The sequence below is a fragment of the Xanthomonas sp. NCPPB 3442 genome (assembly GCF_056725145.1).
Genome location: NZ_CM161514.1, coordinates 4,596,400 through 4,616,448 on the forward strand (window position 1 = coordinate 4,596,400; position 20,049 = coordinate 4,616,448).

Here is a 20,049-nt window from a genome sequence, read left to right on the forward strand (position 1 = left end):
TTATTTCTCCGCTTGCAGATAGATCGTGGCCAGCGGCGGTAGGGTCAGGCGCAGACGTTGCGCATGCCCATGCATGCCCACCGGCTCGGTCGCCAGGCGACCGCTGTTACCGAGGTTGCTGCCGCCGTAATGGGCACTGTCGGTGTTGAGGATCTCGCGCCAGAGGCCAGCACGCGGCACCCCCACGTGATAGTCGTGATGCGGTTGCGGGGTGAGGTTGCTCACTGCCAGCAACGGTGCGCCGCCGGCAGGATCGTGGCGGACGAACGCCAGCACGCTGTTGCGCGCATCGTCGGCCACGCTCCAGTCGAAGCCGTCGGCGCGATGGCTGCCGCGATACAGCGCCGGCGTGCGGCGCAGTGCGGCGTTGAGATCGCCCACCAGTTGCTGCATGCCACGATGGCGCGCGCCGTCCAGCAGATGCCAGTCCAGCGACTGGTCGTGATTCCAGTCGGCCCATTGGCCGAACTCGGCGCCCATGAACAGCAGTTTGTCGCCCGGGTGCGCCCACATCAGCGCCAGGTAGGCGCGCAGGTTGGCGAAGCGGCGCCAGTCATCGCCCGGCATCTGCCCGAGCAGGCCCCCGGTGCCGTGCACCACTTCATCGTGCGAGAGCGGCAACACGAAGCGTTCGTCGAAGGCGTACACCAGCCCGAAGGTGAGCTGGCTATGGTGCTGCGCACGTTCGGCCGGATCGCGCTGCATGTAGCCCAGCGTGTCGTGCATCCAGCCCATGTTCCATTTGTGGGTGAAGCCCAGGCCGCCATCGCTGATCGCGGCGGTCACGCCCGGCCAGGCGGTGGATTCTTCGGCAATGGTGAGCACGCCGGGGAACTGGGTGGCGATTTCGCGGTTGAGCTGGCGCAGGAACGCGACCGCCTCCAGGTTCTCGCGGCCGCCATGCGCATTGGGCACCCACTCGCCTTCGGCGCGGCCGTAGTCGCGATACAGCATCGAGGCCACCGCATCCACGCGCAGGCCGTCGAGGTGGTAATGCTCGATCCATTCCAGCGCGCTGCCCAGCAGGTAAGCGGTCACTTCCGGCCGACCGTAGTTGTAGATCAGCGTATTCCAGTCGCGATGCATGCCTTCGCGCGGGTCGGCATGCTCGTACAGCGCGGCGCCGTCGAACTGGGCCAGGCCGTGCGCGTCATCGGGAAAGTGCGCGCTGACCCAATCCAGGATCACGCCGATCCCGGCGCGGTGACAGGCATCGACGAACTGCGCAAAGCCGTCCGGGCTGCCATGGCGCGCGGTGGGCGCATACAGGCCCAGCGGCTGATAGCCCCAGGAACCGCCGAACGGGTGTTCGGTGATCGGCAGCAATTCGATATGCGTGAAGCCGAGCTGCTGTACGTAAGGAATCAACTGCTCGGCCAGCGTTGGCCAGTCCAGCGGTTGGTTGTGTCCGTCGCGGCGCCAGGAGGCGGCATGCACCTCGTAGATCGACAGCGGCGCCGGCACGGCGCCGGGGTCGCGGTTGGCCATCCAGGCCGCATCGGTCCAGGCGAATGCGGCGGCGCTGGGCACCACCGAAGCGGTTGCCGGCGGCAATTCGGTTTGCCGGGCCACCGGGTCGGCCTTGAGCAGCACCCGCCCATCGGCTGCGGTGACGGCATATTTGTACCGGGCGCCGGCTTCCACGCGCGGCAGGAAGAGTTCCCAAAAGCCACCGATGCGCTGCCGCATCGGATGCCGCCGCACGTCCCAGCCGTTGAAGTCGCCAACCACCGCCACGCGTTGGGCATGGGGTGCCCACACCGCAAAGCGCACGCCCGGCACATCGCCACAGTGGACATGCTGCGCGCCCAGCGCACGACGCACGGCCTGGCCATCGCCGGCAGCGATCTGCAGCAACAGCGATTCGTCCAACGTGGCCGCGAACGCGTACGGGTCTTCGACCTCCTGCACCCTGTCTGGCCACACGATGCGCAGCCGGTACGGCCCATCGGCCGCCAGGATGCCTTCGAAGACGCCATCGATGGCGCTGGCCTGCATGCGCGCGAGCAGCTTGCCGCGCGGGTCGATCAAGCCCATCGCCTCGGCGCCCGGTGCCAACACGCGCACCTGACGGCGGCCATCGGCCAGCGGTTTCGGTCCAAGCACCGCAAAGGCATCGGCCGGCAAGCCGTTGGCCAGGGCTTGCAGGGTCTGCGACGTTTCTGAGATCCCTTCCGTGGTCATGCCGTCCGCTTCCGTGCGCTGCTCCTGCCCGCCCTGCCGTTCGCTCATGACACCGTCGCGAGCGCGGGCGCGGTTGCGGCGGTGTGTTCGTAGAGCGAGAGGTATTTCTTGCCTGCCACGTCCCAACCGCTGGGACGCAACATGGCCGCGCGCCGCATCGCAGACAGCAGGCTGGGCAGGCGGAAGGTGCGGAAGGCGCGCTCCAGGCAGCGGCGCAGCGCTTCGACGCTGGCGTGCTGGAACAGGAAGCCGGTCACGCCATCGTCCACGGTGTCGATCAGCCCGCCGGTCGCATGCGCGATTGGCAGGCAGCCGAAGCGCTGCGCATACATCTGGCTCAGGCCGCAGGGCTCGAAGCGCGAGGGCATCAGCAGGAAGTCGGCACCGGCGAACATGCGCCGCGCCAGGCCTTCCTCGAAGCCGATGAAGGCGCCCACCTGACCGGGATAGCGCCTGGTCAGCTCGGCCACCTGCCGTTCGATCTCCGGCTCGCCGCCGCCGATCACCGCGATCTGGCCGCCAGCGGCCACGATCTGCGGGGCCACCTCGCAAATCAGGTCCAGGCCTTTCTGATGCACCAGCCGCGACACCACCGCAAACAGCGGGCCGGTGCTCTCGCGCAGCCCGAATGCCTTGCGCACCTGCGCTGCATTGGCCTGCCGGCCCTGCCACTGGTTCACGCTGAAGTGCGAATCCAGGTATTCATCGGTGCGCGGATCCCAGCTGGCGTCGATGCCGTTGACGATGCCGGTGAGCGCGCCCTTGGCAGCGCGACCGGCCAACAGCCGGTCCAGGCCGCAGCCCTGTGCCGGGCCGGTGATCTGCTTGGCGTAGCTGACGCTGACCGTGTTGACGTGGTCGGCATTGACGATGCCGCCGCGCAGGAACGACATCTGCCCATAGAACTCCAGCTCGGCCACTCGCTCGGCAGGGATGCCCAGCGCGGCAGCCATCGAATACGGCACCAGGCCCTGGTAGGCCAGGTTATGGATGGTCAGCAGGCACGGCGTGGTGCCGCCGGACCAGCGCACATAGCCGGCCGCCAGCGCGCAGGGCCAGTCGTTGAGATGCAGCAGGCGCGGTTTCCAGCCCAGGCCGGCGTGGCCGGCCGCAATCTGCGCGGCGGCATGCGACAAGGTGGCAAAGCGGATCGCGTTGTCCTCGAACTCCGAACCGCTGGTGCTCACATAGGGCGAGCCGTCGCGTTCGAACAACTCCTTGGACAGCAGGATATAGATCGGCAGCCCGTCCGATTGCACGATGCGGCCGATGTCGCAGGCCGGCAGCGCGGCATGCGCCAACACGCGGCCCACGATCTCCACCTTGCCCGCACGCTCGAGCACGGCGCGGTAGCCAGGGATCAGCACACGTACGTCGTAGCGGTGGCGCAGCGCGCGCGGCAACGCGGCCGCCACATCGCCCAACCCGCCGGCCTTGATGAAGTCCGCCATTTCCGACACCACGAACAAGGCACCGCGCGTGTCTGCCAACGAGACCGGCAAGCGCTCGTGGTGACGGATGAAGCGGCCACGCGCATCGCGCGGGCGCCCGCTCTTTTTCAGAGTCGGGAGCAGCGTGCTGCGCTCTAAGCGTGCGGTAGTAGCGTGAAGCGGCATCATGGCAACCATCGAAACATCCGTCGTAATGTGGGTGGAGACGGAAAAACGGCGAAGCGAAAACCGCCGTCTGCCGATTCAGCCAGACGACTTGCTACGAGTGAGGAGCGTGGGCAACGCGCGTACTCCACGTCGCCCTTGCAGAGGAATCTACACCCCGACCAAATAAAATATGCGTGAACACGTGCTGACTTTTCTGCGACAGCCCACATTCCTTTACGCGCAGTTGCGCACGCCTCAAGGCATAAGCGCCACATTGCAGTGCGATGACATCCCCGTCTCGGTGCGTTGGCCGTGACATGCACCGAATGCGGGAACTTCCGGCCGCGTTCGCCCTCATCCGGGTAACCGGTTCATCAATGCCTTGTTTCGGGCCTGGCGACCATGCTTCGCGCCCGGCCTGCATGCCGTTGCCGCGCGCTACGGCCCGGCTTGCTCAAGCGCCCCCTCCATGGGCCGATATCGAGCGTTAGCACAAGACCTCTCGAGACCCTGGCGCATGGCAGACCAGCCCGAACACCCAAGCCGCCCCCGTGGCGGGCTGCGCCGCCTGTTGCCCTGGGGCGGCACGGACACCGCGCGCCCTGCCGCTGCCCTGCCGACGGTGATCAATGGCGAGCGCAGCGGTCATGGCCTGGCCGCGCACCAGCTGGTGCCGGCCAAGGCCAAGTCCGGCGCACACGATCCGGCCGCTGCCACTGCATTGCTGATACGGCTGTTCTCACATGCCGCGCATCCCGAAGCGCTGCTGCTCGCGTTCGCTGAAGGCATCGCCAGCCTGCATGGCGAGCTCGGCGACATGGGCGTGCGCCTGAGCGCGGCGTACGCGGCCGGCGATTGGCCCGGCTATGGCCGTGCCTTGCGCCAGCTCATCGACAAATACATCCGCACCATCGATATCGGCGATTCGCTGGCCGAAGGCCGCACGGAAGCCGAGCAGCTGCGCGATCTGCTGCGCCACGCGCTGGGCAATGCCCTGGCCACGCTGTTGCAACGCAGCCCGGAGCTGGCCGAAGAGGCGCAAACGCTGGCATCGGCGCTGCGCCACTGGCGCCCCGGACACGAGCTGATCACGCTGGAACAACGCCTGCGCGAACTCAGCCACCAGATCGGCCTGCGCGCCGAAGATGCCAGCGAACAACAGAACCTGTTACTGGGCCTGTTCGACCTATTGCTGGAGAACGTCGGCGAACTCCTGGACGATCGCAGCTGGTTGCAGGGCCAGATCTCGGTGGTGCGGCAACTGATTTCCGGCCCGCTGGATGTCAGTTCCATCGAACAGGCACGCGGCACCTTGCGCGAGGTGACCTACAAGCAGGGTCTGCTCAAGCAGGGCATCGCCGAGTCCAAGACCGCCATGCGCGAAATGATGGTGTCCTTCGTCGACCGGCTGGACGGCATGGCCACCAGCACCGGGCAATACCACGACCGCGTTGCCGGCTATTCGCAGGCGATCGGCGAGGCGCGCGGCATCCCCGACCTCAACCGGCTGCTGCAGGACCTGCTGCAGGACACCGCCGGCGTACAGGCACAGGCCCTGGCAGCGCGCGACGAACTGCTCGCGGCACGCCGGCAGGTGGAAGATTCCGAACAGCGCATCGCCTTGCTCGAACAGGAGCTCAAGGACGTCGCCGGCCTGGTGCGCGAAGACCAACTGACCGGCGCGCTCAACCGGCGCGGCTTCGAAGAATTGTTCCAGCGTGAAGCCGTGCGCACCCAGCGCAGTGGCCAGCCCCTATGCGTGGCAATGCTGGACCTGGACGACTTCCGCCGCCTCAACGAGACCCACGGCCACGCCGGCGGCGACGCCGCGCTGCGCCACACGGTGGAGGTGGCCAAGGCGGTGCTGCGCACCACCGATGCCATCGCCCGCTTCGGCGGCGAGGAATTCGTGCTGCTGCTGCCGGACTCGACCATCTTCGAAGCCAGCGCGGCAGTGATCCGCCTGCAACGCGCACTGTCGCAGCGCTCGCTGCTGCATGACGACGTGCGCGTGTTCATCAGCTTCAGCGCCGGCGTGGCGCTACGTGGGACCGACGAGACCCAGGACGAGGTCATCCGCCGCGCCGACCGCGCCATGTACGACGCCAAGGCGGCTGGCAAGAACCGGGTGATCAACGCCGATTAGCGGCGATCGTCGGCGAACGCACGGTGCACCCGGGCGATCGCTAAGCGGCGTGTACCGTGCTGGCTGGCCTGGCGCCGCGCCGTGCATCAATGCGCGGGCTTGGCTCCGCGCAGCTTCTGAAACAGCATCACCGCGCCGAGCACGAGCGCGCCGGCGACCACGCCCACCAGCATGTTGCCCAGCGCCTCGACCAGCCAGCCCATGCTGCCGGACGACTCGGCCAGATCCACCACCAGGTGATGCAGCGCCGGGATGTTGTGCACCAGGATGCCGCCGCCGACCAGGAACATCGCCAGCGTGCCGGCCACCGACAGGAACTTCATCAACCACGGCGCGGCCACCAGGATGCCGCGGCCCAGCGCCGCCAGCGCGGTGCCCTTCTTGGTCAGGTACAGGCCCAGGTCGTCCAGCTTCACGATCGCGGCGACCACGCCGTACACGCCGATGGTCATCGCCAGCGCAATGGCCACCAGCACCGCCACCTGCTGCCCGAAGGACACCTCCGAGACCACGCCCAGCGAGAGCACGATGATCTCTGCCGAAAGGATGAAATCGGTGCGGATCGCGCCCTTCACCTTGTCCTTTTCCAGCGCCACCACGTCCACGTTCTGGTCGGCCAGCGCGCGGGTGCGTTCGGCATGCCGCTGTGCTTCTTGCTCATCGTTGTGCAGAAACTTGTGCGCCAGCTTTTCCACGCCCTCGAAGCACAGGTAGGCGCCACCGATCATCATCAGCGGCATCACCAACGGGACGTTGTAGCCGCGCCCGCGCAGCCACGCTTCCAGCGCGCTGATCGCCAACGCCGCCGGCACCAGGATCATCTTGTTGACCAGCGAGCCCTTGGCTACCGCCCACACCACCGGCAATTCGCGGTCGGCCGTGACGCCGGTGACCTGCTGCGCATTGAGCGCCAGATCGTCGCCCAACACGCCTGCGGTCTTCTTGGCCGCAACCTTGGTCAGGATGGAAACGTCGTCCAGCAGTGTGGCGATGTCGTCGAGCAGGGTGAACAGGCTGGCACCGGCCATGCGCAAGGTCCTTCTGGGGTGGTCGCGAATTCTCGCCGATCCCGCACCCGCGTGGGGTGATGAGCGGCCATTGCGCGGTCGTTGCACGCTGTTGGCAGAGCGATGCAGGCACCGCAGCGCCTGCGCTTGCGGCCGTTCGTACTCGCCTTGGGCAGGTTTGCCTGCGGTGTGCGGGAGCGCGCGGATTCACTACGCGACGACCCGTCGCTGGCCACACTCGCCGCCTGCATGACGCCCCCGGAGATGGCCTTGAGTCACAACGACCCGCACCGCGCCCCGGCCGCAAGCCCGGCAGATCATGCCGTGGTTGGCGGCATGAGCCGGCGCACGCAGATCCTGCGCTTGTTGTTGCGCTATCGCGGCTCGGGCGTGTTCGCTGGCATGAACCTGGACCCGGCGGCCATCAACGAATACGAAGTGCCCGCAGAAGGCACCCCGGACCAGTTCGTCTCCGACCTGGAATCGCTCGGGCCCACCTTCGTCAAACTGGGCCAGATGCTGTCGACCCGGCCGGACATCGTGCCGCCGGAATTTGCCACCGCGCTGGAGCGCATGCAGGAGAACACCAGCTCGGTGCCGGTGGAGCGCATCCGCCAGATCATCGAGGAAGAGCTCGGGGTCTCGGTCAACAAGGCGTTCTCGTTCTTCGACCCGGTCCCGCTGGGCTGCGCCTCGCTGGCGCAGGTGCACCGCGCTGCGCTGCGCGACGGCACGCCGGTGGCGATCAAGGTGCAGAAGCCCGAAGTGGCCGCGCAGGTGCGTTCGGATCTGGACGTGCTCAAGAGCTTCGCCACTGCCGCCGACCGTCTCACCGGCATTGGCCGGCGTGTGCGCTTTGCCGACTGGCTGGGCGAATTCGGCAAGACCCTGCGCGCCGAGCTCAACTACGAAGACGAAGCCGAGACCCTGGCGCGCTTCGGCAAGCACCTCAAGCCGTTCCCCTTGCTGTGGGTGCCGCAACCGGTGTGGGACCTGAGCAGCCGCAAGGTGCTGACCATGCAGCTGGCCGAAGGCGTGCGCGTGGACAAGATCTCCGGTCTTCGCCGCACCGAACAGCCGATGGACGAGCTGGCCGCGGAACTGGTCAAGGGGTATCTGGACCAGATGTTCGTGCATGGCGAAATCCATGCCGACCCGCATCCGGGCAATTTGCGGGTGCTGCAGGACGGGCGTCTGGCCATCTTCGACCTGGGCATGGTGGCGCATGTGCCGCCGCGCCTGCGCGAGCGCCTGCTCAAGTTGCTGTTTGCCGCGGTCGATGGGCGCGGCGAGGAAGTGGCCGAAGAGACCATTGCGCTGAGCACGCGGCTGGAGGATTACGACGAAGAACGCTACCAGCGCGAAACCGGGCAGATGATCGCGCGCTACGCAGCGCACGATGCCACCTCCGAAGGCCGGGTGGTGCTGGATCTGGTGCGCATCGCCACCTCGACCGGATTGCGGACGCCGCCGGAGTTGAGCCTGCTCGGCAAGACCTTGCTGAATCTGGAAGGCGTGTGCCGCGCGTTGTCGCCCACGCTGGATACCCGCCGCATCGTCGAGCGCCATCTGCAGCACGTGATGCGCGCGCGCCTGAAGAAATCCCTGTCCGCGGCCAACCTGGCCAGCGAGGCGATGGAACTGCAGCACCTGGTGCGCGAAGGACCGCGCCGCATGTCCGAGATTCTGTCGCTGGCTGCGGAAAACCGCCTGCAGATGCGCGTCACCGGGCTGGAAGAATCGCACCTGATGGAAAGCCTGCAGAAGATCGCCAACCGCGTGGCGGCGGGCATCGTCACGGCTGCGCTGATCATGGCGTCGGCGCAGATGATGCGCATCGAAACCGGCTTGAAGCTATGGGGCTACCCGGCTATTGCGATGGTGCTGTTCCTGCTCGGGGTCGTGCTGGGGCTGGGCATCGTGGTCAGTGCGTTGCTGTTCGACCGCCGCGTGCGAGCGCGCGAAGAGCGTGGGCACCGCTAGCCGTTAGGGCTGGTTGCCGCAGGTGGGCGCCTTGGTGCCCTGCGGGCAGGCATTGGGTCTGCGTCAGTCACCAGCCTGCGAACAAGTGCCCCTGACAAGACCGCGCCGCACGCACCCGGCGGGCGCGGCCGGAACCGGCATGTGACGTGTAAGCGACGGTTGCTGCGCGCTGTCCACGTTCAGTGACGACTGCTTCTTATCGTGTCGACAGTCCGTTCAACCGCGCAGGCAGGTGTAAGCGATTGCGCGTCAGGCGTAGCGCCTGTGCTCTCCGCATTGAATGCGTGCGCGACACGCAGCGAACGGTGCAAAAAAGCGCCGGTTCCGTTCGTGCGTCTTGCATCGTGCTCGATGCAGCGGATTGCAGGCGTCCTGCGCACACCACGGTGTCCCCACCCCTGCTCGCTGCGTGCAGCAGCGCCGCAGCGAGCACAACCACTATCACGCGTGGGCGCAAGGCATCTGACGCCACCTGCGCTTCAGCATCTTCGCACTGGTTGGTGCGCACGGATGCGTCGCCGCTGTCCGGCGATGCTGGGCCGGAGGTCAGGCCGGATCTGTCTGCAACAAACATTTCAGTCAGCTTCGGCGCGGCATAGTCCGTCATCCGGGTGTCACATTGCAGGTGGCGCACAGGACATGGCGAGCAAGGCGTCCGGTACGCGCTCGCACCATTCCCCCACGGACGCTGCGCATGCATTGGATGTTGTTGGTTTCGTTGTTGCTATTGCTGTGGCTGTTGGTCGCCTCTCCGCGTCTGGCATGGCTCAAGGCTGGCCTGTTGTCGCTCTTTCTGCTGCTGCTCAGCGTCTGGGGATTGGTCGACCGGCTCAGCGGCGACGGTATCAATGCAGCCACGCTGTATCACCTGCGCGCCGACATGGATGGCGCCGGCGTCAGCGACTTTTCCGGCTATATCGCGGTTTTCGTCGGCATGCTGCTGCTCTCGCTGAGCCCGCTGTTGCTGGTGCGGGTACGCCGCTTCCAGCGTCCGCGTGGTGGCGGCGCCGTGTTCGCAGGCTTTGTGGGCATGTTGCTGGTCGGCATCGCCGCAAGCCCGCTGTATCGCGATGGCAAGCGCCTGTACTACCAGCTGCGCCCGGTCGATTACGCCACCGTGGTGCCGGAATACCAGGTGCCGCAGCAACCGCTGCACAAGCGCAAGAACATCGTCTGGATCTATGGCGAAAGCCTGGAGCGCACCTACTTCGACGAACAGGTGTTTCCGGGCCTGATGCCCAATTTGCGCGCGCTTGCGTCCGAAGCGGTGGACGTACGCAATCTCGCCTCCGCCGAAGGCAGCGGCTGGACCATCGCCGGCATGGTCGCCTCGATGTGTGGCGTGCCGCTCACCACCGCGCCGGGCGACGAGAACAGCATGGACCGCATGGGCATGTTCCTGCCCGAAGCGCGCTGCCTGGGCGATTACCTCAAGGATCAGGGCTACCGCAATCATTACGTGGGCGGTGCCGATGCCAGCTTCGCCGGCAAGGGCCGTTTCCTGTCCAGTCATGGCTTCGACGTGGTGCATGACGTGCACCATTTCCACGACCAGGGTGTCGCGCCAAAGCATTTTTCTGCATGGGGCGTGCACGACGATGTCCTGCTGGACGACGCCTGGGATACCTTCCAGACGCTGTCGCGTGCCGGCCAACCCTTCATGCTGACCACGCTGACCATGGACACCCACCATCCGGCCGGCCACCTGCCACTGGCGTGCAAGGGCCAGCAGTACGACAGCGCACTGGGCGATATCGGTCTGCTGCATGCAATCAAATGCAGCGACCGTTTGATCGGCGAACTCGTCGCACGCATCCGCAGCAGCCGGTATGGCAAAAACACCATCATCGTCATCGCCTCCGATCATCTGGCCATGCCCAACGACCTGAGCGACGTGCTGGCCAAGCAGAAACGCGAGAACCTGCTGTTGTTCCTGGGCAAGGACATCGCGCCACAACAGGTCCACACGCGCGCAGGCAGCACGCTCGATTCGGGCGCAACGCTGCTGCAGTTGCTGGAACCAGGCATGCGCACGCTGGGCTTTGGCCGCTCGTTGCTGGCCCGCGATGCCCCACCCAGTGCCAGCGCGGCCGCCAGCCGCGACAGCGGCAAGGACTATCCGCGCTACCTGGCCTACGCGCGCACGCTGTGGACCGGGCGCAGTACGCGCATGCTGCGCATCAATGGCAATGGCGATGTGGTGGTCGGCGTGCAACAGGTGCGCCCACCGGTGCTGCTGGAATACGACAAGGACACCAACCTGAAAACGGTGTACCTGGAAAACACTTCGCGTCAGTTCGACCGCACGCATTCCAAGGGCACGCTGGCCTATGTGGACCGCTGCACGGCATTCGAAGACGGCTCGGCCGATGGCCACTGGTGTGCGCTGGTGGTGGACCGCCACCAGAGCATGAAGCTGTATCGCGACCCGGACCTCACCCGCGGCATCGCCGTCGACGCGCCGCTGGAAGCCACCCAGCAGGGCCCGCGTCCGCGCGTGCGTCAGCCGATCATGCTCACCCAGGCTGCGCGCAAGACCGATGCCGGCCGCTACATGCTCGAGCTATACGCCAAGCGCCGGCCCACGCGCGCGTTCTGGGTGGAAGCGGTGTCCTCCGAACGTAAGGTCGTGCTGGCACAGCAATGGGTCGTGCCCGACGCCGCCGGGCGCATCCGCATGCCGGTGGGCCTGGAACATGCGGTGGAAGACCTGGAGATTCGTGCCTGGCTGGATTACACCGAAGACGTCAGCGTGGACGACCTGGCCTTGGTCAAGGACATCCCGGTGGCGGATCGCTCCTGATGTGCCGACATGCGTCCATCGATGGTCAGGCATGGTTGTGCAATCAGCGCAAGCCGACCGACTTGCCGCTGCGCAGCCCTCGTCGACCTCGCCAGCTCAGTCATCCGACGCAGGCGCACCATCTCCGGCCTCGCGTGCCACGGCGGCCCCTGCACGACTGAAGCGGATCTCCTGCGGCGACTGCAACGCAATGCCCACCGTCGCCATGCGCTGCAGCAGCGCGAAGAACAGCTGGCTGCGCACGCCATACGAATCGCGCGGACTGCTCACGTAGGCGAACGAGTTGAAATTGACGTGCCCGCCGGCCAGCGAATCGATGAACACCGATGGCGCCGGTTCGGCCAGCACCTTCTCGTGCTCGGCGAACAAGGCCAGCAACATGTCGCGCACCCTGGCCACGTCGGTTTCCAGCGGCACCGAGAACTGCAACTGCACACGGCCCATCGGATTGGACAGCGTCATGTTGCGCACGCTCTTGGTGATCAACTCCGAGTTGGGCACGATCAACGTGGAGCGGTCGCCCACCTGGATTTCGGTCGCTCGCACGCTGATCTTGCGCACGTCGCCTTCCTGATCGCCGATACGCACCCAATCGCCGATCTTGACCGGCCGCTCGGCCAGCAAGATCAACCCGGACACGAAGTTCTGCGTAATCGCCTGCAGACCAAAACCAATGCCCACCGACAGTGCGCTCAACACCAGCGCCAACCGCTTCAAATCCAGACCCAGCGCCGTGAGCCCCCACACCACCACGATCAACCAGCCCAGATAGCGCGCCACCGTGCTGATCGAATTCCGCGCTCCCGCGTCCAGTTCGGTCTTGGGCAGATAGGTGTTGAGCAGCCACTTCTGCACCACATGGACCAGACCCATGCCGAGCAGGAACACACACAGCGCCCTGGCCACGTCGCCGGGCGTGATGACAAGTTCCTTGCCAATTGCAATACCGTGCGAAACGTTTTCCAACCAGCCGGTCACTGCGGCGAGGTTGGCGCCGTACGGCGTCACCAGCGCGGCAATGCCTAGTAGCACCAGCAGCACGCGTACTGCCGCAGAGATCAGTAACCCTACCTGCACCAACCGCCCGCTGCCGACATTCAGTGCATGCGACAGCGCTCGGCTGAAACGGCTCTCCGGCTTGAACACCCAGGTCGTCAGGTCGTCGGCAAACATCACCAGTAGCGCGAGCACGCTGCACACCAGGGTGATCCAGATGATCTGCTGCTCGACGAACAGTGCCAGATTGATGTAGCCGAACAAGGCCGCCACTAACGCGAAGATCACCGCCAGATGGCCCAGCAGACGGATCAGCACGATGTAACCGCCGCCACGCGACACCACCGGCGGTGGTGCGCTGCTGTCCGCATCGGCCGCGCCCACGTTTGCGGCATGAGCGCGCAACGACAGGGTCAGGCCAGCCAGCGCCGACAGGATCAACCCCGCATACAACAGCGCGGCAACTGCATCGGTAGCGATGGTTAATGCGCTGCTGCTGCGCGCCACGTCGTTGATTCTGATCGCCATACCGCTAAACCAGCTCACCGCGGCCGTGGCAAGACAATGCACACGCAAACGATCGACAGTGGCATCGTCCAACGGGAACAGACGCCAGGTGGGCTGGTGCTTCATCAATAGGCTGGCGCTGAGCGAACCGACGAAGGCCGCCACGCAACTGATCACCACAAATGCACTCAGCAGCTGCTCCAGATCGGTCGGCAGCTCGCTCAGTGCGCGGACGCTCTCGGCCAACGCCCATGCCGCCATGCCCAGCGTCAGGGTGCCCACCAACAAAAACCACAGTGCAAGGCCGGAGCGCCGCAAGCGGCCACCGGGCGCGCGCGAGGCCGCATACCGCCGCCCCAGGTGACGCAGGAAGATGCGCAACGGAAATGCCAGCATCAATGCCGCCAGCGTTCCGATCATCAGACCGGCGACGCCATTGGTCGCTGTGCCGGTGCGCACCGCCTGTACGGCCTTGTCGGACAGCGCCTGCAGGCGCGCTCGGTCGTCGGGCCATTCCCGCGCGATCTCATTCCACAACGCGGGCGACAGCGGCGAGGCAGCGCGCGCGGAGAGCTTCTCGCTGAAGCGCTGGGCGCGCTCGCCTTCGAGCCGGTCGGCGAGATCCTTGGCATCCAGTGCCAGCAGGTTCGCCCGCTTGAGCTCGGCATCTAGCCCGTTGCGCTCTCGCGTGAGCGCGCGGCGTTGGTCGCGTAGATCTGGTGGGTCGGTCTTCTGCTCTTCGCCAAGCCCGGCCAGCCGGACAGACAGCTCCTTCAACGGAGGCTCCAGCGAGCGCGCCAGATCCTGGGCCTGGCGCTGTGCGCCGGTGACATCGTCAGCCAGCTTGCGCAACTGGTCGGTGTCGGACTTTTCCATCCCCGCTTCGGCTTGGGTCAGCACCTTTTGCATGCTGTCCAGTTGGGTCTGCGCGGTCTCCAGCACCGTGTCCTCGTCCTGGGCCACAGCCGTGCCAACACAGACCATCCCCAGCGCGGCAAGCAACAACAGACGCCGCAACAAGCCCTGACGGGCACCACAGGTAAATCGGAATTCGGACACAGGCAGGCATCGAACAGGCGCGGGCGACCGCGGGTGCCGGCATCTTAAGGCACCGCCCCTGATCGAGCCGATTGCCCGGGACCGGTGATTCAGCCGCGGCAGGTCTGGGTCCGCGAACCGATCGGACGATCTCGTTGCACCGCGGCGATGGCGGCAGAGGACCCTGCTAGCGCATGAATGGGCATGCCGCGTTGTCACTTTGCGACAACACGCCGCTGACGCAGAATCGAGCCACCGCTGCGGCAGACGCAGCGGATGACCGCGAAGGAGATCCTCTATGCAGATTCAGATCCAGACCGACAAGCACGTGCCACACGATCCGTCCGTTGTGGCGCATGTCGAAAAGACCTGCACCGCCCAGCTGGCCCATTTCGCCAGCGACATCACCCGTGTGGAAGTGCATTTGCGTGATGAGAACGGCCAGCGCGGCGGCGCGGCGGATCGAACCTGCAGCATCGAGGCGCACGTCGCCGGCCTGCCGCCGATCGCGGCTACCAACAGCGCCGAAACGACGGCCTCTGCCGTGACCGGAGCTGCGCGCAAACTGCGCACTGCCATCGAACATGCACGCGGCAAGCAGCACTCCAAGGCCACCGCCCCGCCGCCGGACATGCTTTGATCTGATCTGGAGGTTGGCATCTGCCTCGGCGGCTGCCAACCTTTGCGGCGATGGCATCGCGGCACGTCATCTAGCGATGCGCGAAGCGCCCCTCCAAAACCTGTGACCATTAAACGGCATTCGGCCCGTCGCACTCATCTTGCGGCGGGCCGAATGCTTTGAATCTCTTGGTGCTTACGGAAAGAGCCCAATCCCAAGCACACGGCGCCGATTTTTAGGATTGTCGAGCTGATCTCTGGCTTTTACGCCAGCAGCGTCCAGGCAACTGGGCTCATGACCAGCGACGCGGATAACCCGCGTAGCGACAGGCTGAGCCGCACCAATCGGGTGCAACGTAGCCTGGATCCTTTCGCCCATTGCACGGCATTGCTGAAGGTATACGTATGGTTTGCTTCCCACAGCAGCACGGGATTATGTCTTGAGTCCGGCAGCAAACCGATCAAACTCGCCTTGCGCAGTTCGACTTTCGATCTCCATTTCTTACCGGCAGATTCGTAAGTCAGCCCGTTCGAGTTCCCGGCAACTCCCAGGCGAGTCACCGTAATCGCAAGGCCTGGAAAAATAGCCAACCGCTGCTGCAATTTTCCATGATCGCAGCAATGCAATCGCTCGACAGCGGACTGGCCACGGACCGACGCAGCCACTCGACTCCCTCCTCCAGCCCGGCTCGCCCCGGTCCGCAGGGTTCGGCAGCGTGTGGCTGGCATGCGAATCAGGGTATGCGCAGAAACAGAAGTCGCAGTGGTGGTAGGGAAAACGCGGCTCAAACGGCCGACTGCAGCCTCGGTGCGGTTGCACCTTGTTGGCTTCGCGATCTTGGTGCTCGGAAATGCTGCCATCTGCTCTCCAAGCCACACTACGCGTCCTGGGCGATCGCTCGAACACTCCACCCCGTCATCGCGCCATCGATCCGCGCGGGCACCGACGCCCATCAACCAACGCATGTCTCCACGCTGGCGCACACACGCGCACGTCTTCGTCCCTGCAAGGACGGCCGCGGCAGCAAACATATTTGGCCAGCACAGACGAATTGATTGTTCGGATGTGGAATGATCGTTTCGCCAAGCGCGCGTCAAGATTCTGTGGATTCATGCGAACTTCAAGCTCGCCGACGACGATGACACATACCACGCAAGGTGGCCGTGGATAGCAGGGACGCCTGGGCGCATCGATTGCGAGCGAAGAAGTCACGCTCTGGTTGCACGGGCAGCTGAGCGCAGCATATGCACCTTGCCGGGTCGGCGTGCCGCACGTCACGCATGATTGTCCGGTCCACGCGTCTGGCTGCCGATCGCGATCCCCACGCTGCAATCAAGCCCCTCGCCGCCATGCCCTTCTTGATGAGGTACCCATCGTCCGGCGCTATCGATCAATCGCCCCGCAAGCCTAGGCGAGAGCATGCCGATATCCCCCCAACGCGAGGACAAGCCGTGACGAAGATCTCTTCAGCCAGTACCTCCCAGCAACCGCAAGCCACAAGCGGCGATATTGTGATCGAGATACCGGCACAACGACGCGACGATACATCGACGCCCAGGATCGATTCTCCCCTCTCCGCCCTGCCGCCCAGACCTTCGGGACGACGCAATAGCACAGGAAGCGACAGCGGATATGAAACCGCCAACGACGCAGACCTGTCCCCCTATGGAAGTCCGCAGCTGCATGCTCCGCTGCGTGGGGAAGAGAGCAGCAGCGAGCAGTTCTACGACGCTGAAGACTCCTTGGAACCATCGGCTCTGCCATCACTTCCCCAGGAACACGCTGCACAACATGGCTCCCAAGCGCATGCATCCACCTCTGCAACAGGCACTGCGCGCTTGGGCGCACTGGCGGCGTCGGTCCGCGCAGGTGCAACACATGGAGTCACCACCCTCCTTGGACCCGCCGCGACAGCGGTCGCAGCTGCGGCGCGCGGTGTCATACCGATCAGCTTCGACAAACAATACCTGGGCGCTGCGCTGGGACATCTCGTGCACCAGACCACCTCCGTGGGACCGACCACGTTCGTGCGCGAGTTGATCGGCGAAGCGCTGTTTGCCGCGTTTCGCCAGCTCCCACCCGAAGCGGTCGTTGCCATGCAGGCGGTGTCGGGCACGCTGCATCTGGCCCTGCATACGCTGCGGCGCAACCGCGAAAACCGCAACCCGGATGCCGCCGCCCGAGGTTTTCACAACCTGAATCTTGAACAGTGGGAAGCGCTGTCCGAAGACGAACGTCATCACAAGAGGAGCGAGCAGCAACATTACTCGGATCTGGTCACCCGGCTCGCGCTGACCGGCATCTTGAGCAATATCGCCATCGGCGCTGCGGGCAAGGCTTCTGGCCGACCGGAGATGGCGGCCAGGCTGCTGGCCAGTGAGCTCAAAGTCGCCCCTTATGCTGCGGCCCGCGACGCCATCCAGGCGACATTCCGCATGGTGGGAATGCGGTCACCGACCAACGGTGGCGTCAGCGATCCCCACGTCACCAGTGCAGGCAGGTTTTACGGCATGGCCAACGTCCTGACCAACCTGGCGTCGAACGAGCTGGAGGCACCAGACTTTGCATCAGCCAGGCAGCGCTGGGCAGGACTGATGTCGCCCTTCAACATGGGAGAGGCGACCAGGGTCGTCTTTCAGCAAGCGGCGGTGAATGCGGCCTTGAATGTCGGTCTGGAGACAGCCGACTGGCTCAATGTCACCCAACACGAAGCCGACGAAGCCGGGACGCAGCAGATCTGGGAACCAACCTGGAAGGCCAAGCGCGAGGATTATGAGCGGGTCATGGATCATTCTGTCGCGCGCACGGCCGCCATCAATTCCAACATCGCATTCGGTACAGCAGTCAACATGATTGGCACCTGGCTCGGTTTGTCGCCAGCACGCAGCGCATTGCTCTCCAATACGTTGGCGGGCATGGCTGCCGGCATGCAGTACAAGGTCATCGCCGGCACCTGGCAGGCTGCAGCGGCGGTGCGCGAAGCCGAGGCCGCTCGCACGCGAACTGAGTGAGCGTGGCCGCGCCTGGCGCCGGCTATCGCGCAGCCATCGGCGAGTGCAGCGCCTGGTGGTCGCACACGCACTGCCGGTTCACCGGCAGTGCGTGTGCGACAGCTGTGTGGTGGCTCCATGCGCAGCCACCAGCACTTCCTAACAAACCGACCGGCGGCGGACAGCAGGGATTGATCGAAAGCTAGGCTGCGTATGCCAGTTCTCAGCTCAGGTCGCGGCTAGCTGGTCTCTGCACCACAGGTCTCCAGCCGCGCGACGCACCTTGTCGACCCATGATGACGGATGCTGCTGTGGCGATCGCCATTTCAGTCACCGTATGCGCGACAGCACGGTCACCGCTCTATTTCTGCAGATAGTTCCGTCGCGGGGCGCCGCCGCTTTGTACGGTCCTACGCCATCACACCAGGGAATCCCCGCGCACATCGGGCTGCGCCTACGTCCTCCTGCAGTGGCACACCCGCTATTCATCAATCACACCACGCCTTAGCAGAATCGAATGAATGGCATGCGCATATTTATCGCGCTCGCCCGGCGTTTCGGAATGGTAGGCGCCTACTGCAGCCCAGGTATTTCCATATTTATTGGTCATCTCGCGCAACCGCCACGCTGCCACATACACACTGATGCATGGATGCATCAATGCGTCCCTGGAGATTCCATAGCTGGATAACCGCCGCAGATGGATGGAGTTGATCTGCATCTTCCCGTAATCAACCGTGCCGTTGTTGTTGCGATGGATGGCGTCGGCACGACCGCGCGATTCCTGCCAGGCAATGGCACGCAGCACCCAAGGGTTGACGTGCTGATAGCCGGCGGCCTCCTCGAAGCAATCCGCACGTGCGAAAGGCGCCGCGCATGCCAGTGCTGCTGCAAACAAAATACGCTGCGGACCAGCTCCTGCCCGACGACCACATTCGGATCTCTTCGCGCGCACGCGTCGCCTTGGCGAAGGCCCGGACAAGCGCCCCAACTGCCAATTGGATTGTTGATCGACATGCTGGTATGCGATCGTTGAATCGCTCATTTGCCGTTACCTCGATCTCGATTGAATACTGGTCTCCAGGTGAGTAGAGCGCCGGCACACACAACGACCCGCAACGCTCGACGGCGGCACCATAACGCCACCTGTACGTGATTTACTCAGGACCGACGAAGCACTTAGCAGGCAAGCGAAAAGACCTCCTTCAACCACGCGCCCGGGATTTTCTTATCGATCCCAAAACATTTTTTCACTTGCCTTCTTCGCCCGTACAAGCGCAATTTCGCAAAATTTATGGCGATACCGGATTGCCGCTTCTACTGTTCGTTCGGGGCGAAAACGCGCCCCACAACTGCCGTTGCGTACGCCCGGCAGTTGAGCGAAAGACAAATCCCAGTTAATCAGAGAGGAATCGTCATGATGAATTCTTTGAACACACAGCTCGACGCCAACTCGTCCTTGTTCCGGGCTGACCGGATCCAAAGCCCGCAATCCGATTCAAACCAGGGCAATCAAGGCATCTCGGAACAGCAGCTAGACCAACTACTGGCCATGTTCATCATGTTCCTGCTTAATGGAGGCAACAAAGCCAATGAGGGTAAGGGCGACCCTTCTGAAGATGGTAGCGGTGACAATGGCCCGCAAAACGGCTCCCTTTCGCCAATTACACTGGCACTCATGTGCATCATCGGAGACATTATCCAGTCGCAGAATGGTGGCGGCCTTGGTGGCGGCCTCAACACTGGCTTCAGCCTTGCGAGCAACACCGGATCGATGCAGTAACGACTGTTGGTCGCCCCTACCGGCCACGGCCTGCAGGTTCTCGCTTCATGCGCCAGCCTGCAGGCACTCTCATTGCTGTAACCGCGAACATTCGCTGCCACTTCGGGCGCGCGCTTGTCTTTTTCGCCCACAGGTGCCCGACATACAGCCATCGGCATGCGAGCAGAGCCGTTCCAGCTTCAAAGCGGCAGTCAAGGTCAGATCTTTTGTTCCGGGACATGCCTTCTCAAGTGAGCCTTCGTGGCTGGCGTGATTTTTTTCGGCGTGCAATCGCAAACCATCACGCCATCGTCGCTCGACTGGAGGCTGCTGTGCCCACGCACCGGCGATGCCGGCTCAGGCCATCGATATGCGCCCGCTCGCAATCGCGTCCAGTTCAAGACATAGACAGCCCC

General features: G+C 64.6%; 12 protein-coding genes. 6 read left to right on the plus strand and 6 right to left on the minus strand.

What is annotated here, in order from left to right; genetic code table 11:
* Together AC1POX_RS19920 and glgA are read right to left on the minus strand one after the other, a co-directional pair.
* Positions 1-2,232 carry a 1,4-alpha-glucan branching enzyme gene (locus AC1POX_RS19920; protein ID WP_031420814.1) on the minus strand — a complete coding sequence of 744 codons (2,232 nt, stop codon included), beginning with the start codon at positions 2,230-2,232 and terminating at the stop codon, positions 1-3.
* The gene (glgA, locus tag AC1POX_RS19925; protein ID WP_008575489.1) at positions 2,229-3,812 is read right to left on the minus strand and encodes a glycogen synthase GlgA; all 1,584 of its coding nucleotides are present in this window, start codon (positions 3,810-3,812) and stop codon (positions 2,229-2,231) included. The genes AC1POX_RS19920 and glgA overlap by 4 nt, the downstream gene beginning before the upstream one ends.
* Positions 3,813-4,299: 487 nt before the next feature.
* On the opposite strand from glgA, the gene AC1POX_RS19930 reads away from it, so the two are divergent.
* Positions 4,300-5,928 carry a GGDEF domain-containing protein gene (locus AC1POX_RS19930; protein ID WP_014089156.1) on the plus strand — a complete coding sequence of 543 codons (1,629 nt, stop codon included), beginning with the start codon at positions 4,300-4,302 and terminating at the stop codon, positions 5,926-5,928.
* Between the two features lie 86 nt (positions 5,929-6,014).
* Here AC1POX_RS19930 and AC1POX_RS19935 read toward each other — a convergent pair whose 3' ends face one another.
* Positions 6,015-6,956, minus strand: coding sequence for a DUF808 domain-containing protein (locus tag AC1POX_RS19935; protein ID WP_303400290.1), 942 nt, complete (start codon positions 6,954-6,956; stop codon positions 6,015-6,017).
* Between the two features lie 243 nt (positions 6,957-7,199).
* Here AC1POX_RS19935 and AC1POX_RS19940 point away from each other — a divergent pair, with 243 nt between their 5' ends.
* Both AC1POX_RS19940 and AC1POX_RS19945 read left to right on the plus strand, forming a co-directional pair.
* Positions 7,200-8,918, plus strand: a complete 1,719-nt coding sequence (locus AC1POX_RS19940) for an ABC1 kinase family protein (protein ID WP_033478989.1) — start codon at positions 7,200-7,202, stop codon at positions 8,916-8,918.
* A 694-nt stretch (positions 8,919-9,612) separates the two neighbouring features.
* Complete coding sequence (locus AC1POX_RS19945) at positions 9,613-11,721, plus strand: phosphoglycerol transferase I (RefSeq protein WP_372356516.1); 2,109 nt, start codon at positions 9,613-9,615, stop codon at positions 11,719-11,721.
* Positions 11,722-11,817: 96 nt separating this feature from the next.
* Here AC1POX_RS19945 and AC1POX_RS19950 read toward each other — a convergent pair whose 3' ends face one another.
* Positions 11,818-14,208, minus strand: coding sequence for a DUF3772 domain-containing protein (locus tag AC1POX_RS19950; RefSeq protein ID WP_228735371.1), 2,391 nt, complete (start codon positions 14,206-14,208; stop codon positions 11,818-11,820).
* A gap of 352 nt (positions 14,209-14,560) precedes the next feature.
* Here AC1POX_RS19950 and AC1POX_RS19955 point away from each other — a divergent pair, with 352 nt between their 5' ends.
* Complete coding sequence (locus tag AC1POX_RS19955) at positions 14,561-14,902, plus strand: HPF/RaiA family ribosome-associated protein (RefSeq protein WP_007974834.1); 342 nt, start codon at positions 14,561-14,563, stop codon at positions 14,900-14,902.
* A 242-nt stretch (positions 14,903-15,144) separates the two neighbouring features.
* Here AC1POX_RS19955 and AC1POX_RS19960 read toward each other — a convergent pair whose 3' ends face one another.
* Positions 15,145-15,546, minus strand: coding sequence for a hypothetical protein (locus AC1POX_RS19960; protein WP_372356517.1), 402 nt, complete (start codon positions 15,544-15,546; stop codon positions 15,145-15,147).
* 786 nt (positions 15,547-16,332) lie between these two features.
* Here AC1POX_RS19960 and AC1POX_RS19965 point away from each other — a divergent pair.
* On the plus strand, positions 16,333-17,892 hold the full coding sequence (locus AC1POX_RS19965; protein ID WP_372356518.1) for a hypothetical protein: 1,560 nt from the start codon (positions 16,333-16,335) through the stop codon (positions 17,890-17,892).
* A gap of 460 nt (positions 17,893-18,352) precedes the next feature.
* On the opposite strand, the gene AC1POX_RS19970 is transcribed toward AC1POX_RS19965, so the two are convergent.
* Positions 18,353-18,916 (minus strand): lytic transglycosylase domain-containing protein, encoded by a 564-nt coding sequence (locus tag AC1POX_RS19970; RefSeq protein ID WP_372356519.1) that lies wholly within the window; start codon positions 18,914-18,916, stop codon positions 18,353-18,355.
* 375 nt (positions 18,917-19,291) lie between these two features.
* Here AC1POX_RS19970 and xopA point away from each other — a divergent pair, with 375 nt between their 5' ends.
* Positions 19,292-19,654: a XopA/Hpa1 family type III secretion system protein gene (xopA, locus tag AC1POX_RS19975; protein ID WP_372357197.1), complete on the plus strand. Its 363-nt coding sequence runs from the start codon at positions 19,292-19,294 to the stop codon at positions 19,652-19,654.
* Positions 19,655-20,049: the final 395 nt, after the last annotated feature.

Coding starts and splice junctions, on each gene's coding strand:
- AC1POX_RS19920 (WP_031420814.1), bottom strand. CDS start 2,232: ATGAGCGAACGGCAGGGCGGGCAGGAGCAGCGCACGGAAGCGGACGGC.
- glgA (WP_008575489.1), bottom strand. CDS start 3,812: ATGGTTGCCATGATGCCGCTTCACGCTACTACCGCACGCTTAGAGCGC.
- AC1POX_RS19930 (WP_014089156.1), top strand. CDS start 4,300: ATGGCAGACCAGCCCGAACACCCAAGCCGCCCCCGTGGCGGGCTGCGC.
- AC1POX_RS19935 (WP_303400290.1), bottom strand. CDS start 6,956: ATGGCCGGTGCCAGCCTGTTCACCCTGCTCGACGACATCGCCACACTG.
- AC1POX_RS19940 (WP_033478989.1), top strand. CDS start 7,200: ATGGCCTTGAGTCACAACGACCCGCACCGCGCCCCGGCCGCAAGCCCG.
- AC1POX_RS19945 (WP_372356516.1), top strand. CDS start 9,613: ATGCATTGGATGTTGTTGGTTTCGTTGTTGCTATTGCTGTGGCTGTTG.
- AC1POX_RS19950 (WP_228735371.1), bottom strand. CDS start 14,208: ATGGTCTGTGTTGGCACGGCTGTGGCCCAGGACGAGGACACGGTGCTG.
- AC1POX_RS19955 (WP_007974834.1), top strand. CDS start 14,561: ATGCAGATTCAGATCCAGACCGACAAGCACGTGCCACACGATCCGTCC.
- AC1POX_RS19970 (WP_372356519.1), bottom strand. CDS start 18,916: ATGAGCGATTCAACGATCGCATACCAGCATGTCGATCAACAATCCAAT.
- xopA (WP_372357197.1), top strand. CDS start 19,292: ATGAATTCTTTGAACACACAGCTCGACGCCAACTCGTCCTTGTTCCGG.